This window comes from Streptomyces sp. MGP-BFMKR1, assembly GCF_057766585.1.
In genome coordinates, this window is the sequence record NZ_CM173408.1 from 3,491,872 (window position 1) to 3,504,191 (window position 12,320).

The window sequence follows — 12,320 nt, forward strand, 5'->3', positions numbered from 1 at the left end:
GCGTCCGCCGCGCCCGCGCGAGCGCGGCGGCTCCCGGTGTACCGCCAGCCCTTAGCAGCAGCCCACGGCCCCGCCCGCGCCCGGCAGCGTGCGCTTGTTCCGGGCCTCCCGGCTACGCGCCGCGAGCAGCTCGTCGGCCGGGTAGCCGACCTCCTCCAGGGTCAGCCCGTGCGGGCGCACCACGTGCACGGCCGAGTCCCGCACGCCCGCGGCCAACACCGCGCGCGGCCAGTCCACCGGCCGGTGCCCGTCGCCCACGAAGAGCATCGCGCCCACCAGCGAGCGCACCATGTTGTGGCAGAAGGCGTCCGCCCGCACGGTCGCGGTGATCACCCCGTCCGCGCCCCGCTCCCAGGAGAACCGCTGGAGCGTACGGATCGTCGTCGCGCCCTCGCGCCGCTTGCAGTACGCCGCGAAGTCGTGCTCGCCCACGAGGTGCCCGGCCGCCTCGTTCATGGCCGCCACGTCCAGCGGCCAGTCGTGCCACAGCACGTGCCCGCGCAGCAGCGGGTCCACGCCGCCCGGGTGGTCGGTCACCCGGTACGCGTACCGCCGCCAGATCGCCGAGAAGCGGGCGTTGAAGCCCGCCGGCGCCGGCTCGACCCGCCAGACGCGCACGTCGTGCGGGAGCCGCCCGGCCAGCCGGCGCAGCAGCCGCTCCCGGTGCTCTTCCCAGACCTCGACGGGCAGGTCCACGTGCGCGACCTGCCCCCGCGCGTGCACCCCGGCGTCCGTGCGGCCGGCCACCGTCAGCTCGTACGTGCGCGTCGAGCGCGTCACCGTGCGCAGCGCGTCCTCGATCTCGCCCTGGACGGTGCGCCGCCCGCCCGCCTGCCGGGCCCAGCCGGAGAAGTCCCTGCCGTCGTAGCTGAGGTCCAGCCGCAGCCGTACCTGCCCGGGGGCCGCCTCGTCGCTCACTCGCCGTCCTTGTCCACGCAGCATCCCTGTCTCATGCCGAACGGGCCCGCCCCAGAGATCTGGAACGGGCCCGTTGGCAACGTCTGTCTCACGCGCCCCGCCGGAGCGGGAGCGGCGATCAGGCGTCCTTGGCCTCGGTCTCGTCGGCGGCCTCGGTCGGGGCCTGCTCGGCCTCGCCCTTCTTGAGGTCCGCGACGGCCTCGTCGCCGGCGGCGTCCTTGGCGGACCGCTTGGTGGCGGCCTCGGCCTCACCCACGGCGGTCTGCTGCACGGTCAGCGCCTCGACCAGCTCGATGACGGCCATGGGCGCGTTGTCGCCACGGCGGCTACCGATCTTGGTGATGCGGGTGTAGCCACCCGGGCGGTTCTCGTAGCGCGGCGCGATCTCCGTGAAGAGGGTGTGCACGACACCCTTGTCGCGGATGGTCTGCAGCACCAGGCGACGGTTGTGCAGGTCGCCCTTCTTCGCCTTGGTGACCAGGCGCTCGGCGACCGGACGCAGGCGGCGGGCCTTGGCCTCGGTCGTCTTGATGCGGCCGTGCTCGAACAGCGCCGTGGCGAGGTTCGCGAGCAGCAGACGCTCGTGCGCGGCGCTGCCGCCCAGACGGGCACCCTTGGCAGGCTTCGGCATGGTGTTTCTCCTCGGTGTCTGCACCGGCCGTATCAGGTACCGGTGTCAGTTCCCGGACGGACGATCGTCCGCCGGAACCCGGGCTCGCGCCCGGGAAGTCTCGCTGCGTCCCCGGCCGGGACGCGGGGCTGGCCCCCGCCCCGGCCGGGAGCGGCTCAGTACTGCTCGGTCTCGACGAACCCGGCGTCCGCGTCGTCGTCGGCGCCGAAGGCGTCCGCGGCGGCGGTCGGGTCGAATCCGGGCGGGCTGTCCTTGAGCGCCAGGCCCATGCCGGCCAGCTTCGCCTTGACCTCGTCGATCGACTTGGCGCCGAAGTTGCGGATGTCGAGCAGGTCCGCCTCGGAGCGGGCCACCAGCTCGCCCACCGAGTGGATGCCCTCACGCTTGAGGCAGTTGTACGAGCGGACCGTGAGCTCCAGCTCCTCGATCGGCAGCGCCAGATCGGCGGCGAGCGCGGCGTCCGTCGGGGACGGGCCCATGTCGATGCCCTCGGCGTCCACGTTCAGCTCGCGGGCCAGACCGAACAGCTCGACCAGGGTCTTACCGGCCGACGCCATGGCGTCGCGCGGGCGCATGGCCTGCTTGGTCTCGACGTCGACGATCAGCTTGTCGAAGTCGGTGCGCTGCTCGACACGGGTCGCCTCGACCTTGTAGGTGACCTTGAGGACCGGCGAGTAGATCGAGTCGACCGGAATGCGGCCGATCTCCTGGCCGACCTGCTTGTTCTGCACGGCGGAGACGTAGCCGCGACCGCGCTCGACGGTCAGCTCCATCTCCAGCTTGCCCTTGCCGTTCAGGGTGGCCAGGACCAGGTCCGGGTTGTGCACCTCGACGCCGGCCGGCGGGGCGATGTCCGCGGCGGTGACCAGGCCGGGGCCCTGCTTGCGCAGGTACATCACGACCGGCTCGTCGTGCTCCGAGGAGACGACGAGCTGCTTGATGTTGAGGATCAGGTCGGTGACGTCCTCCTTGACGCCCGGCACGGTGGTGAACTCGTGCAGGACCCCGTCGATCCGGATGGACGTGACCGCCGCACCGGGGATCGAGGAGAGGAGCGTACGACGCAGGGAGTTACCGAGGGTGTAGCCGAAGCCCGGCTCCAGCGGCTCGATCACGAACCGGGAGCGGTACTCGTCGACGACCTCTTCGGTCAGAGAGGGACGCTGAGCGATCAGCATGAGGTGTTGCCTCCAGTCTTCGGCACCCACTATTTGATGCCGACGGATACTGCAAGGGTACGGGCGGTACGCCGCCTTGGTGGAGGTGTACCGCCCGTGACCTGTGAGCGACTACCGTCCGTAGCGCGGGTGCGCTGCTTCGGGTGGCGGCTCGACTTCTAGCCCAACCGGTCCGTCAGACCCGGCGCCGCTTCGGGGGGCGGCAGCCGTTGTGCGGGGTCGGCGTGACGTCCTGGATGGAGCCGACCTCCAGGCCGGTGGCCTGGAGCGAACGGATCGCGGTCTCACGGCCGGAGCCGGGACCCTTGACGAAGACGTCCACCTTGCGCATGCCGTGCTCCTGCGCGCGGCGCGCGGCCGACTCGGCGGCCATCTGCGCGGCGAACGGGGTCGACTTGCGCGAGCCCTTGAAGCCGACGTGGCCGGCAGAGGCCCAGGAGATCACGTTGCCCGTGGGGTCGGTGATCGAGACGATCGTGTTGTTGAACGTGCTCTTGATGTGAGCGTGCCCGTGGGCGACGTTCTTCTTCTCCTTGCGGCGCACCTTCTTGGCGCCAGCCGTACGGCTCTTCGGAGGCATTCTGATGAACTCCCGTGGAGGTGATCGGTCCTACAGCTCGGACCGCGAACTGCTCGCGGGGACCGGGGGCGAGCCCCCGGGCCGCGGCGCGTCCGGTGCGGACTACTTCTTGCCCGGCTTCTTCTTGCCGGCGATGGCGCGACGCGGGCCCTTGCGGGTGCGGGCGTTGGTGCTCGTGCGCTGACCGTGGACCGGCAGGCCACGACGGTGACGCAGACCCTGGTAGCAGCCGATCTCCACCTTGCGGCGGATGTCGGCCTGAATCTCACGACGGAGGTCACCCTCGGTCTTGAGGTTGGCGTCGACGTACTCGCGGATCTTGACCAGGTCCTCTTCGGCCAGGTCGCGCACGCGGGTGTCGGGGTTGACGCCGGTGTTCTTCAGGGTCTCCTGGGCACGGGTGCGACCAATGCCGAAGACGTAGGTGAGGGCGACCTCGACGCGCTTTTCGCGCGGGAGGTCAACGCCTGCGAGGCGTGCCATAAATCTGGCTCCAGTTGCTATTCGGAGGTCTTCCGCAACACCACTCCCGGGCCTGCGCGGTGGCGGCTACCGGGTCCCCGGCCTCCGCCGGGGGTGTCGTCCCCTGCGAGGAGGAGACGGGTGACTGCGTATGTACGAGTTGCTCGCGTCGCGCGAAGGTACTGCGAGGTGCGGGTCGTGCGTCAGCCCTGGCGCTGCTTGTGGCGCAGGTTGTCGCAGATGACCATGACCCGGCCGTGACGGCGGATCACCTTGCACTTGTCGCAGATCTTCTTGACGCTCGGCTTGACCTTCATGGGTGTGAGGTTCTCCGGGTCGTGCCATCGCCCCACGGGAGCGGGACGGCAGCGAGATCTACTTGTAGCGGTAGACGATGCGTCCGCGCGTCAGGTCGTAGGGAGACAGCTCCACCACGACCCGGTCGTCAGGGAGGATGCGGATGTAGTGCATGCGCATCTTGCCACTGATGTGCGCGAGGACCTGGTGACCGTTCTGGAGCTCCACCTTGAACATGGCGTTCGGGAGGGACTCGATCACGGTGCCCTCGATTTCGATGGCACCTTGCTTCTTGGCCACGCTTCGCCCTTCGAATCGGCTACCTTGATCAACTCTCGACACGATCACGCGCTCGCATGCCTCCGATTGAGGGAAACGGATGCGGGCGCGCGGATATACGAGAGCCGACGCATCAGTCTACGTCAGGGCTTCCCGAAAGACGAATCCAGGTCTACTGCCCGAACGTGGAGATCTTTAAGCAACGCCCCGCTCAGGGGGTACGCCAGCCGGCCGCGCCGCCACCGGCCCCGCCGCACCGGCGCCCGGGGCCCGTGACGCCGGCACCGAGCCGGGCCACGGCCCGGCACCGGCCCCCGCGTCAGGCCCTCGTGTCAGGCCGTCGTGTCAGGCCCCGGCGTCAGGCCGTCGCGAGCGGGTCCGGCGCCGTCGTCACGCCGTACTCCGCCAGCTTCGCCTTACCGCCGTCCACCGCGGTCAGCACCAGCGGGCCCTCCTCGGTCAGCGCCACCGAGTGCTCCCAGTGGCTCGACCAGGAGCCGTCGTCCGTCTTGACCGTCCAGTCGTCGGCGAGCACGTGCGTGGCGGCCGTGCCCAGGCTCACCATCGGCTCGATCGCGATGCAGAAGCCCGGCACCAGCTTCGGACCCTTGCCCCGCTTGCGCGTGACGTAGTTCAGCAGGTGCGGCTCCATGTGCATCTCGCTGCCGATGCCGTGGCCGCCGTAGTCCTCGATGATCCCGTACCGACCGGACGCCGGCCGCGGCTGCCGGCGGATGTAGCCCTCGATCGCCTTGGAGATGTCCACCAGCCGGTTGCCCTTGCGCACCGCGGCGATCCCGGCCCACATGGACTCCTCGGTGACCCGGCTCAGCTCGTGCAGCTCCGGCGCGTGGCCCTCGCCCACGAAGGCGGTGAACGCCGCGTCGCCGTGCCAGCCGTCCACGATGGCGCCGGCGTCGATGGAGATGATGTCGCCGTCCTTCAGGACCGTCTCCCGGTCCGGGATGCCGTGCACCACCACGTCGTTCACCGACGTGCAGATCGTGGCCGGGAAGCCCCCGTACCCCAGGAAGTTCGACTTCGCGCCGGCGTCGGCGAGCACCTTGCGGGCGGCCTCGTCCAGGTCCCTGGTGGTGGCGCCCACGACGGCCGCCTCCCGGCACGCCTGGTGGACGCGCGCGACGACCAGCCCCGCCTCGCGCATCTTCGCGATCTGGTCCGGGGTCTTGATCTCCAGCATGGGTCGCCTTCTTCCACCTTCCGGGGTTCGTGATACCTGCACACACAACAGTACGGCCGTGGCGCTCCCAGGAGCACCACGGCCGCACACACACTGTCACCGCACCGCGGCGGGCCTTCGACGCGTACGTCGCGGCCGACCCGCCCCGCTCGCGGACTCACGGACCGGGAACGGTCCGCCCGTCGGCCTCCGAGGCCCGCTCGGCCCGCTGCGGCAGGGCCTCCATGGCCCGCTGCGTGACCTCGGCCACCTTGCCCAGCGCCGAGATCGTCACGACCAGGCCCTGGGCCTTGTAGAAGTCGATGATCGGCTCGGTCTCGCTGTGGTAGACCTCAAGGCGCTTGCGGACCGTTTCCTCGCTGTCGTCCTCGCGCTGGTACAGGGCGCCGCCGCAGATGTCGCAGACGCCCTCCACCTTCGGCTTGCTGTACTCCACGTGGAAGGTGTGGCTGGAGTCCGTACGGCAGGTGCGCCGGCCGGCGATCCGCTTCACGACCTCGCCCTCGGGGACCTCCAGGTCCAGCACCGCGTCCAGCCGCAGCCCCTCGTCGGCCAGGAGCTGGTCGAGGACCTTGGCCTGGTGGAGGTTGCGCGGGAACCCGTCGAGCAGGAAGCCGTGCTCCGCGTCGGGCTGGGCCATGCGGTCCTTGGCCATGCCCACCGTGACCTCGTCCGGCACCAGTTGTCCGGCCTTCATGTACTCCTGGGCCTTCTGGCCCAGGGGCGTGCCCTGACTGATGTTCGCGCGGAAAAGGTCACCCGTGGAGATGTGCGGGATTGACAAGTTCTTGGCGAGGTACGCGGCCTGCGTTCCCTTGCCCGCCCCGGGAGGCCCGACGAGGACGATTCGCATCAGCGGAGGAACCCTTCGTAGTGTCGCTGCTGAAGCTGGCTCTCGATCTGCTTCACCGTCTCCAGACCCACACCCACGATGATGAGGATGCTGGTGCCACCGAACGGGAAGTTCTGGTTTGCGTTGAGCGTCACCAGCGCCACCGTCGGCACCAGAGCGATCAGGCCCAGGTAGAGCGAGCCGGGCCACGTGATGCGGTTCAGCACGTAGCTCAAGTACTCCGCAGTGGGACGACCAGCCCGAATACCCGGGATGAAGCCACCATACTTCTTCATGTTGTCAGCAACTTCTTCGGGGTTGAAGGAGATCGCGACGTAGAAGAAGGCGAAGAAAACGATCAGCAGGAAGTACGTGACGATGTAGACCGGGTGGTCGCCCGTCACGAAGTTGGCCTCGATCCAGGTCGCCCATTCCGAGTCGGAACCGCTGAACTGAGCGATGAGCGCCGGAATGTAGAGCAGCGAGGAAGCGAAGATGACCGGGATCACACCCGCCTGGTTCACCTTCAGCGGGATGTAGGTCGAGGTCCCGCCGTACGAGCGGCGGCCGATCATGCGCTTCGCGTACTGGACGGGAATGCGGCGCTGCGCCTGCTCCACGAAGACCACCAGGGCCACCATCGCCAGACCACAGAGGATGACGAGGCCGAACTCCAGCCAGCCGTCCATGATCTTGCCCTGCACCCGGATCGCCCACAGCGCGCTCGGGAAGCCGGCGGCGATCGAGACGAACATCAGGATCGACATGCCGTTGCCGATGCCACGGTCGGTGACGAGCTCACCGAGCCACATCACCAGCGCGGTGCCGGCGGTCATGGTGAGGACCATGGTGATCGTGACGAAGATCGACTGGTCCGGGACGATCTGGTCGCCGACGTTGCAGTTCTGGAAGAGCGAGCCGCTGCGCGCGGTGGCCACCAGGCCGGTGCCCTGCAAGATCGCGAGCGCCACCGTCAGGTAACGGGTGTACTGCGTGATCTTCGCCTGCCCGGACTGACCCTCCTTCTTGAGGGCCTCAAGGCGGGGGATCACCACCGTGAGCAGCTGAAGGATGATGCTCGCCGTGATGTACGGCATGATCCCTAGCGCGAAGATGGTGATCTGCAGCAGGGCGCCACCGCTGAACATGTTCACCAGACCGAACAGACCCTGCTGGGCCTCAGCCTGATCCATGCACTCTTGGACGTTCTTGTAGTCGATGCCCGGGACCGGGACGTGCGCCCCGAGCCGGAACAGGACAATGATGCCCAACGTGAAGAGCAGCTTCTTGCGCAGGTCGGGCGTCTTGAACGCTCGGGCGAACGCGGTGAGCACGGTGCCTCCTGCGCCCCCCGCGTCGAGCGCGAGAGGTGACGGTCTTGAGGATCGACGAATACAAATCAGTCAAAACCCGCGCGGACACAGGCCACGCGGAGGGTAACAGCGCACGCCACCTTACCGGCGACTGGGCCCCCCTAGGAACGACCAACCGGGGATGCCCCTTATGAGGGGCATCCCCGGCAGGTTGTCACCGGCTCAGATGAGCTCGGTGACGGTGCCGCCGGCGGCGGCGATCTTCTCCTTGGCGGAGCCGGAGACGGCGTCCACCGTCACCTGCAGCGCCACGGAGATCTCGCCGGTGCCGAGCACCTTGACGAGCTCGTTCTTGCGCACCGCGCCCTTGGCGACCAGGTCGGCCACCGTGACCTCGCCACCCTGCGGGTAGAGCGACGCCAGCTTGTCCAGGTTGACGACCTGGAACTGCTTGTGCGCGGGGTTCTTGAAGCCCTTCAGCTTCGGGAGGCGCATGTGGAGGGGCATCTGCCCGCCCTCGAAGCGCTCCGGAACCTGGTAGCGGGCCTTCGTGCCCTTGGTACCACGACCGGCCGTCTTACCCTTCGACGCCTCACCACGACCCACACGGGTCTTGGCGGTCTTGGCGCCCGGGGCGGGACGGAGGTTGTGGACCTTCAGCGGCTTGCTCTCGGAGGAACCAGCCATGATCAGTCGACCTCCTCAACCGTCACGAGGTGGCGGACGGTCTTCACCATGCCGCGGAACTCGGGGCGGTCTTCCTTGACCACGACGTCGCCGAGCCTCTTCAGGCCGAGCGAGCGCAGCGTGTCACGGTGGTTCTGCTTGCTGCCGATGTACGACTTCGTCTGCGTGACCTTGAGGCGAGCCATTACGCACCCACCCCGGCACGCGCCCGCAGCAGTGCGGCGGGGGCGACGTCTTCCAGCGGCAGGCCACGGCGGGCGGCGATCTCCTCGGGACGCTGAAGCCCCTGCAGAGCCGCACGCGTGGCGTGCACGATGTTGATCGGGTTCGACGAACCGAGCGACTTGCTCAGCACGTCGTGGATGCCCGCGCACTCCAGGACGGCGCGCACCGGGCCACCGGCGATCACACCGGTACCGGGGGACGCCGGCTTGAGCAGCACGACACCCGCGGCCTCCTCACCCTGGATCGGGTGCGGGATGGTGCCCTGGATCCGGGGGACCTTGAAGAAGTTCTTCTTGGCCTCCTCAACGCCCTTGGCGATGGCGGCCGGAACCTCCTTCGCCTTCCCGTATCCGACACCCACGGTGCCGTCACCGTCGCCCACCACGACCAGCGCGGTGAAGCTGAAGCGACGACCACCCTTCACGACCTTGGCGACGCGGTTGATCGCGACAACGCGCTCAACGTACGCGGTCTTCTCGGCAGCAGCGCCGCCGTCCCGGCCCTTCCGGTCCCGCCGCTCGCCGCCACCGGCGCCGCCACCGCGGCGCTGGGGTCCAGCCATTGGTAATACCTCTCTCTGTTACGGTCCGCTAGCTCCGGAACCGGGGCTTAGAACTTCAGCCCGGCTTCGCGGGCGGCGTCCGCCAGAGCGGCGATGCGCCCGGCGTACTGGTTGCCACCGCGGTCGAACACCACGGCCTCGACGCCGGCGGCCTTGGCACGCTCGGCCACCAGGGCTCCGACCTGCTGGGCCTGGGCGCTCTTGTCGCCTTCTCCGCCGCGGATCGACGCGTCCAGGGTCGACGCCGACGCGAGCGTGTGGCCCGCGATGTCGTCGATGACCTGCGCCACCATGTGGCGGTTGGAACGCGTGACCACGAGGCGGGGACGCTCGGGGGTACCCGAGATCCGCTTGCGAACGCGGATGTGGCGACGCTTGAGGGCGGCACCCTTGCGGGCGTTGCCCTTCGCGATCTTCACACCGTATGCCATGGCTTACTTACCAGCCTTTCCGACCTTGCGGCGGATGACTTCGCCCGCGTACTTCACGCCCTTGGCCTTGTACGGGTCGGGCTTGCGCAGCTTGCGGATGTTCGCGGCGACCTCGCCGACCTTCTGCTTGTCGATGCCCTCGACGCTGAGCTTGGTCGGGGACTCGACCTTGAAGGTGATGCCCTCGGGGGCCTCGATCAGGATGGGGTGGCTGTAGCCCAGCGAGAACTCCAGGTTGGAGCCCTTCGCCTGGACGCGGTAACCCACACCGCTGATCTCAAGAGCCTTGCTGTAGCCCGCGGTCACGCCGGTGATCATGTTCGCCACCAGCGTCCGGGACAGGCCGTGCAGGGCCTTGTTCTGACGCTCGTCGTTGGGGCGTGTGACGCTGAGCACGCCGTCCTCGCCCTTAGCGATCTCGATGGGCGCGGCTACGGTGTGGCTGAGGGTGCCCTTGGGGCCCTTCACCTGGACCGTACGGCCATCGATGGTGACGTCCACACCAGCGGGAACCTGGATGGGCAGCCGTCCAATACGCGACATTGGCTATTCCTCCGTTCCCGGTTACCAGACGTAGGCGAGGACTTCCCCACCCACGCCCTTCTTCTGCGCCTGCTGGCCGGTGAGGAGACCGTGCGACGTGGAGATGATCGCCACGCCCAGGCCGCCGAGCACCTTCGGCAGGTTGGTGGACTTTGCGTAGACCCGCAGGCCCGGCTTCGAGATGCGCTTGATGCCGGCGATCGAACGCTCACGGTTCGGGCCGAACTTCAGCTCGAGGATGAGGTTCTTGCCGACCTCGGCGTCCTCGACCTTCCAGCCGGTGATGTAACCCTCCTGCTGGAGGATCTCTGCGATGTGCGACTTGATCTTGCTGTGCGGCATCGCCACCGAGTCGTGGTACGCCGAGTTCGCGTTTCGCAGACGCGTCAGCATGTCTGCGATGGGATCAGTCATGGTCATGAATTGGCCTTCGGCCTCTCTCGCCGGGGTTTCCTATCTGCGCCATCCCTCTCCCCGATCAGCTCGGGACGGGTGCGGCGCGGGGACCTTCGGCGTAGTAAGCGACTTCTTGCGGACGCATCGTCCGCAGTGGTCTCGGACGGCGGGGCGCCCAACCCTTCTACCTTACGGGACGAAGGGCGGGGTCCCCGCCGGTCCGATGCTTACCGAGAGCTCCGGTGATTCCGTACGGTCCGCCGCGGTGGCCGCCCCGAGGGGCGTTCACCAGGCGGGGAACGGTATTACCAGGAGCTCTTGGTCACGCCCGGCAGCTCGCCACGGTGGGCCATCTCACGAAGGCACACCCGGCACAGGCCGAACTTGCGGTAGACGGAGTGCGGCCGGCCACAGCGCTGGCAGCGGTTGTACGCGCGCACAGCGAACTTCGGCTTGCGGGCGGCCTTAGCGATCAGTGCCTTCTTCGCCACGGTCAGTTCTCCTTGAACGGGAAGCCGAGGTGACGAAGCAGGGCACGGCCCTCATCGTCGTTCTGGGCGGTCGTCACCACGGTGATGTCCATGCCCCGGACCCGGTCGATCTTGTCCTGGTCGATCTCGTGGAACATGACCTGCTCCGTGAGACCGAAGGTGTAGTTGCCCCGGCCGTCGAACTGCTTGGGCGACAGGCCGCGGAAGTCGCGGATGCGCGGGAGCGCCAGCGACAGCGTGCGGTCCAGGAACTCCCACATCCGGTCACCGCGGAGGGTGACGTGGGCACCGATCGGCTGACCCTCACGCAGCTTGAACTGCGCGATGGACTTGCGGGCCTTGGTGACGGCCGGCTTCTGACCGGTGATCGTGGTGAGGTCGCGGATGGCGCCCTCGATCAGCTTGGAGTCGCGGGCGGCGTCGCCCACACCCATGTTGACCACGATCTTGGTGAGGCCGGGGACCTGCATGATGTTCTCGTACGAGAACTCCTCACGCAGCTTGGCCGTGATCTCTTCGCGGTAGCGCTGCTTCAGACGCGGCGCGTTGGTGGTGGCAGTCATCAGATGTCCTCACCGGTCCGCTTGGCAACGCGGATCTTGTTGCCCTCGTCATCGAAGCGGTACCCGACGCGGGTGACGACCTTCTGGCCGTCCTTCTCCACCACGAGCTGAACGTTGCTCACGTGGATGGGGGCCTCGGTCGTCACGATGCCGCCGGTCTTCGAACCGCGAGCGGTCTGGCCGGCCTTCGTGTGCTTCTTGACCCGGTTGACACCCTCGACCAGGACGCGGTCCTCGCGGGGGTAGGCCACGATGACCTTGCCCTGCTTGCCCTTGTCCTTACCGGTGATGACCTGGACCAGGTCGCCCTTCTTGATCTTCATCGGTTACAGCACCTCCGGCGCGAGCGAGACGATCTTCATGAACTTCTTCTCGCGCAGCTCACGGCCGACCGGGCCGAAGATACGGGTGCCGCGGGGGTCGCCGTCGTTCTTCAGAATGACGGCGGCGTTCTCGTCGAAGCGGATGTACGAGCCATCGGGGCGACGGCGCTCCTTGACGGTGCGCACGATGACCGCCTTGATGACGTCACCCTTCTTCACGTTGCCACCGGGGATCGCATCCTTGACGGTGGCGACGATGACGTCACCGATGCCCGCGTAGCGGCGACCGGAACCACCGAGAACACGGATGCAAAGGATCTCCTTCGCACCAGTGTTGTCGGCGACGCGCAGTCGCGACTCCTGCTGGATCACGTCTATCTCCTGATCGTCTGCCGGTTCCCGGCGGGG

The 12,320-nt window shown here is 68.1% G+C and carries 20 protein-coding genes; all 20 read right to left on the reverse strand.

All coding sequences use genetic code 11. The features are described 5' to 3' along the window. Window positions 1–51: 51 nt before the first annotated feature. Entirely contained in the window at window positions 52–918 is an 867-nt protein-coding gene (truA, locus tag AC3CHW_RS13160) for a tRNA pseudouridine(38-40) synthase TruA (RefSeq protein ID WP_187087369.1), read from the reverse strand. Window positions 919–1,036: 118 nt separating this feature from the next. Beyond that, window positions 1,037–1,549, reverse strand: coding sequence for a 50S ribosomal protein L17 (gene rplQ, locus AC3CHW_RS13165; RefSeq protein ID WP_176163521.1), 513 nt, complete (start codon window positions 1,547–1,549; stop codon window positions 1,037–1,039). Between the two features lie 155 nt (window positions 1,550–1,704). Continuing rightward, window positions 1,705–2,727: a DNA-directed RNA polymerase subunit alpha gene (locus AC3CHW_RS13170; protein ID WP_144380962.1), complete on the reverse strand. Its 1,023-nt coding sequence runs from the start codon at window positions 2,725–2,727 to the stop codon at window positions 1,705–1,707. 175 nt (window positions 2,728–2,902) lie between these two features. After that, window positions 2,903–3,307: a 30S ribosomal protein S11 gene (gene rpsK, locus AC3CHW_RS13175; RefSeq protein ID WP_009715860.1), complete on the reverse strand. Its 405-nt coding sequence runs from the start codon at window positions 3,305–3,307 to the stop codon at window positions 2,903–2,905. A 102-nt stretch (window positions 3,308–3,409) separates the two neighbouring features. After that, on the reverse strand, window positions 3,410–3,790 hold the full coding sequence (gene rpsM / locus AC3CHW_RS13180; RefSeq protein WP_176163520.1) for a 30S ribosomal protein S13: 381 nt from the start codon (window positions 3,788–3,790) through the stop codon (window positions 3,410–3,412). 182 nt (window positions 3,791–3,972) lie between these two features. Further along, complete coding sequence (gene rpmJ, locus AC3CHW_RS13185) at window positions 3,973–4,086, reverse strand: 50S ribosomal protein L36 (RefSeq protein ID WP_003956441.1); 114 nt, start codon at window positions 4,084–4,086, stop codon at window positions 3,973–3,975. A 58-nt stretch (window positions 4,087–4,144) separates the two neighbouring features. Beyond that, window positions 4,145–4,366 carry a translation initiation factor IF-1 gene (gene infA / locus AC3CHW_RS13190; RefSeq protein ID WP_030262853.1) on the reverse strand — a complete coding sequence of 74 codons (222 nt, stop codon included), beginning with the start codon at window positions 4,364–4,366 and terminating at the stop codon, window positions 4,145–4,147. Between the two features lie 337 nt (window positions 4,367–4,703). Beyond that, the gene (gene map, locus AC3CHW_RS13195) at window positions 4,704–5,546 is read right to left on the reverse strand and encodes a type I methionyl aminopeptidase (RefSeq protein ID WP_176163519.1); all 843 of its coding nucleotides are present in this window, start codon (window positions 5,544–5,546) and stop codon (window positions 4,704–4,706) included. 157 nt (window positions 5,547–5,703) lie between these two features. Continuing rightward, window positions 5,704–6,399: an adenylate kinase gene (locus tag AC3CHW_RS13200; protein WP_398609645.1), complete on the reverse strand. Its 696-nt coding sequence runs from the start codon at window positions 6,397–6,399 to the stop codon at window positions 5,704–5,706. Next, window positions 6,399–7,712, reverse strand: coding sequence for a preprotein translocase subunit SecY (gene secY, locus AC3CHW_RS13205; protein ID WP_488470585.1), 1,314 nt, complete (start codon window positions 7,710–7,712; stop codon window positions 6,399–6,401). Before secY ends, AC3CHW_RS13200 begins: the two co-directional genes overlap by 1 nt. Window positions 7,713–7,913: 201 nt before the next feature. Next, on the reverse strand, window positions 7,914–8,378 hold the full coding sequence (rplO, locus tag AC3CHW_RS13210) for a 50S ribosomal protein L15 (protein ID WP_176163516.1): 465 nt from the start codon (window positions 8,376–8,378) through the stop codon (window positions 7,914–7,916). A gap of 2 nt (window positions 8,379–8,380) precedes the next feature. After that, entirely contained in the window at window positions 8,381–8,563 is a 183-nt protein-coding gene (gene rpmD, locus AC3CHW_RS13215) for a 50S ribosomal protein L30 (protein ID WP_176163515.1), read from the reverse strand. Further along, the gene (rpsE, locus tag AC3CHW_RS13220; protein ID WP_176163514.1) at window positions 8,563–9,165 is read right to left on the reverse strand and encodes a 30S ribosomal protein S5; all 603 of its coding nucleotides are present in this window, start codon (window positions 9,163–9,165) and stop codon (window positions 8,563–8,565) included. Before rpsE ends, rpmD begins: the two co-directional genes overlap by 1 nt. A 47-nt stretch (window positions 9,166–9,212) precedes the next feature. Then, a complete protein-coding gene (rplR, locus tag AC3CHW_RS13225) occupies window positions 9,213–9,596 on the reverse strand; it encodes a 50S ribosomal protein L18 (protein ID WP_176163513.1) in 384 nt (127 codons plus the stop codon). 3 nt (window positions 9,597–9,599) lie between these two features. Next, window positions 9,600–10,139: a 50S ribosomal protein L6 gene (rplF, locus tag AC3CHW_RS13230; protein WP_176163512.1), complete on the reverse strand. Its 540-nt coding sequence runs from the start codon at window positions 10,137–10,139 to the stop codon at window positions 9,600–9,602. 21 nt (window positions 10,140–10,160) lie between these two features. Further along, on the reverse strand, window positions 10,161–10,559 hold the full coding sequence (rpsH, locus tag AC3CHW_RS13235; protein ID WP_176163511.1) for a 30S ribosomal protein S8: 399 nt from the start codon (window positions 10,557–10,559) through the stop codon (window positions 10,161–10,163). Window positions 10,560–10,840: 281 nt separating this feature from the next. Continuing rightward, the gene (locus AC3CHW_RS13240) at window positions 10,841–11,026 is read right to left on the reverse strand and encodes a type Z 30S ribosomal protein S14 (protein WP_030890724.1); all 186 of its coding nucleotides are present in this window, start codon (window positions 11,024–11,026) and stop codon (window positions 10,841–10,843) included. 2 nt (window positions 11,027–11,028) lie between these two features. Next, complete coding sequence (gene rplE, locus AC3CHW_RS13245; protein ID WP_176163510.1) at window positions 11,029–11,589, reverse strand: 50S ribosomal protein L5; 561 nt, start codon at window positions 11,587–11,589, stop codon at window positions 11,029–11,031. After that, window positions 11,589–11,912, reverse strand: coding sequence for a 50S ribosomal protein L24 (gene rplX / locus AC3CHW_RS13250; RefSeq protein WP_176163509.1), 324 nt, complete (start codon window positions 11,910–11,912; stop codon window positions 11,589–11,591). Before rplX ends, rplE begins: the two co-directional genes overlap by 1 nt. Before the next feature lie 3 nt (window positions 11,913–11,915). After that, window positions 11,916–12,284, reverse strand: coding sequence for a 50S ribosomal protein L14 (rplN, locus tag AC3CHW_RS13255; RefSeq protein WP_176163508.1), 369 nt, complete (start codon window positions 12,282–12,284; stop codon window positions 11,916–11,918). Window positions 12,285–12,320 lie beyond the last annotated feature (36 nt).

Excerpts from the sequence above, each read along its gene's own strand:
- rplQ (WP_176163521.1), bottom strand. The coding sequence starts at position 1,549 with ATGCCGAAGCCTGCCAAGGGTGCCCGTCTGGGCGGCAGCGCCGCGCAC.
- AC3CHW_RS13170 (WP_144380962.1), bottom strand. The coding sequence starts at position 2,727 with ATGCTGATCGCTCAGCGTCCCTCTCTGACCGAAGAGGTCGTCGACGAG.
- rpsK (WP_009715860.1), bottom strand. The coding sequence starts at position 3,307 with ATGCCTCCGAAGAGCCGTACGGCTGGCGCCAAGAAGGTGCGCCGCAAG.
- rpsM (WP_176163520.1), bottom strand. The coding sequence starts at position 3,790 with ATGGCACGCCTCGCAGGCGTTGACCTCCCGCGCGAAAAGCGCGTCGAG.
- rpmJ (WP_003956441.1), bottom strand. The coding sequence starts at position 4,086 with ATGAAGGTCAAGCCGAGCGTCAAGAAGATCTGCGACAAGTGCAAGGTG.
- map (WP_176163519.1), bottom strand. The coding sequence starts at position 5,546 with ATGCTGGAGATCAAGACCCCGGACCAGATCGCGAAGATGCGCGAGGCG.
- AC3CHW_RS13200 (WP_398609645.1), bottom strand. The coding sequence starts at position 6,399 with ATGCGAATCGTCCTCGTCGGGCCTCCCGGGGCGGGCAAGGGAACGCAG.
- rplO (WP_176163516.1), bottom strand. The coding sequence starts at position 8,378 with ATGGCTGGTTCCTCCGAGAGCAAGCCGCTGAAGGTCCACAACCTCCGT.
- rpmD (WP_176163515.1), bottom strand. The coding sequence starts at position 8,563 with ATGGCTCGCCTCAAGGTCACGCAGACGAAGTCGTACATCGGCAGCAAG.
- rpsE (WP_176163514.1), bottom strand. The coding sequence starts at position 9,165 with ATGGCTGGACCCCAGCGCCGCGGTGGCGGCGCCGGTGGCGGCGAGCGG.
- rplR (WP_176163513.1), bottom strand. The coding sequence starts at position 9,596 with ATGGCATACGGTGTGAAGATCGCGAAGGGCAACGCCCGCAAGGGTGCC.
- rplF (WP_176163512.1), bottom strand. The coding sequence starts at position 10,139 with ATGTCGCGTATTGGACGGCTGCCCATCCAGGTTCCCGCTGGTGTGGAC.
- rpsH (WP_176163511.1), bottom strand. The coding sequence starts at position 10,559 with ATGACCATGACTGATCCCATCGCAGACATGCTGACGCGTCTGCGAAAC.
- rplE (WP_176163510.1), bottom strand. The coding sequence starts at position 11,589 with ATGACTGCCACCACCAACGCGCCGCGTCTGAAGCAGCGCTACCGCGAA.
- rplX (WP_176163509.1), bottom strand. The coding sequence starts at position 11,912 with ATGAAGATCAAGAAGGGCGACCTGGTCCAGGTCATCACCGGTAAGGAC.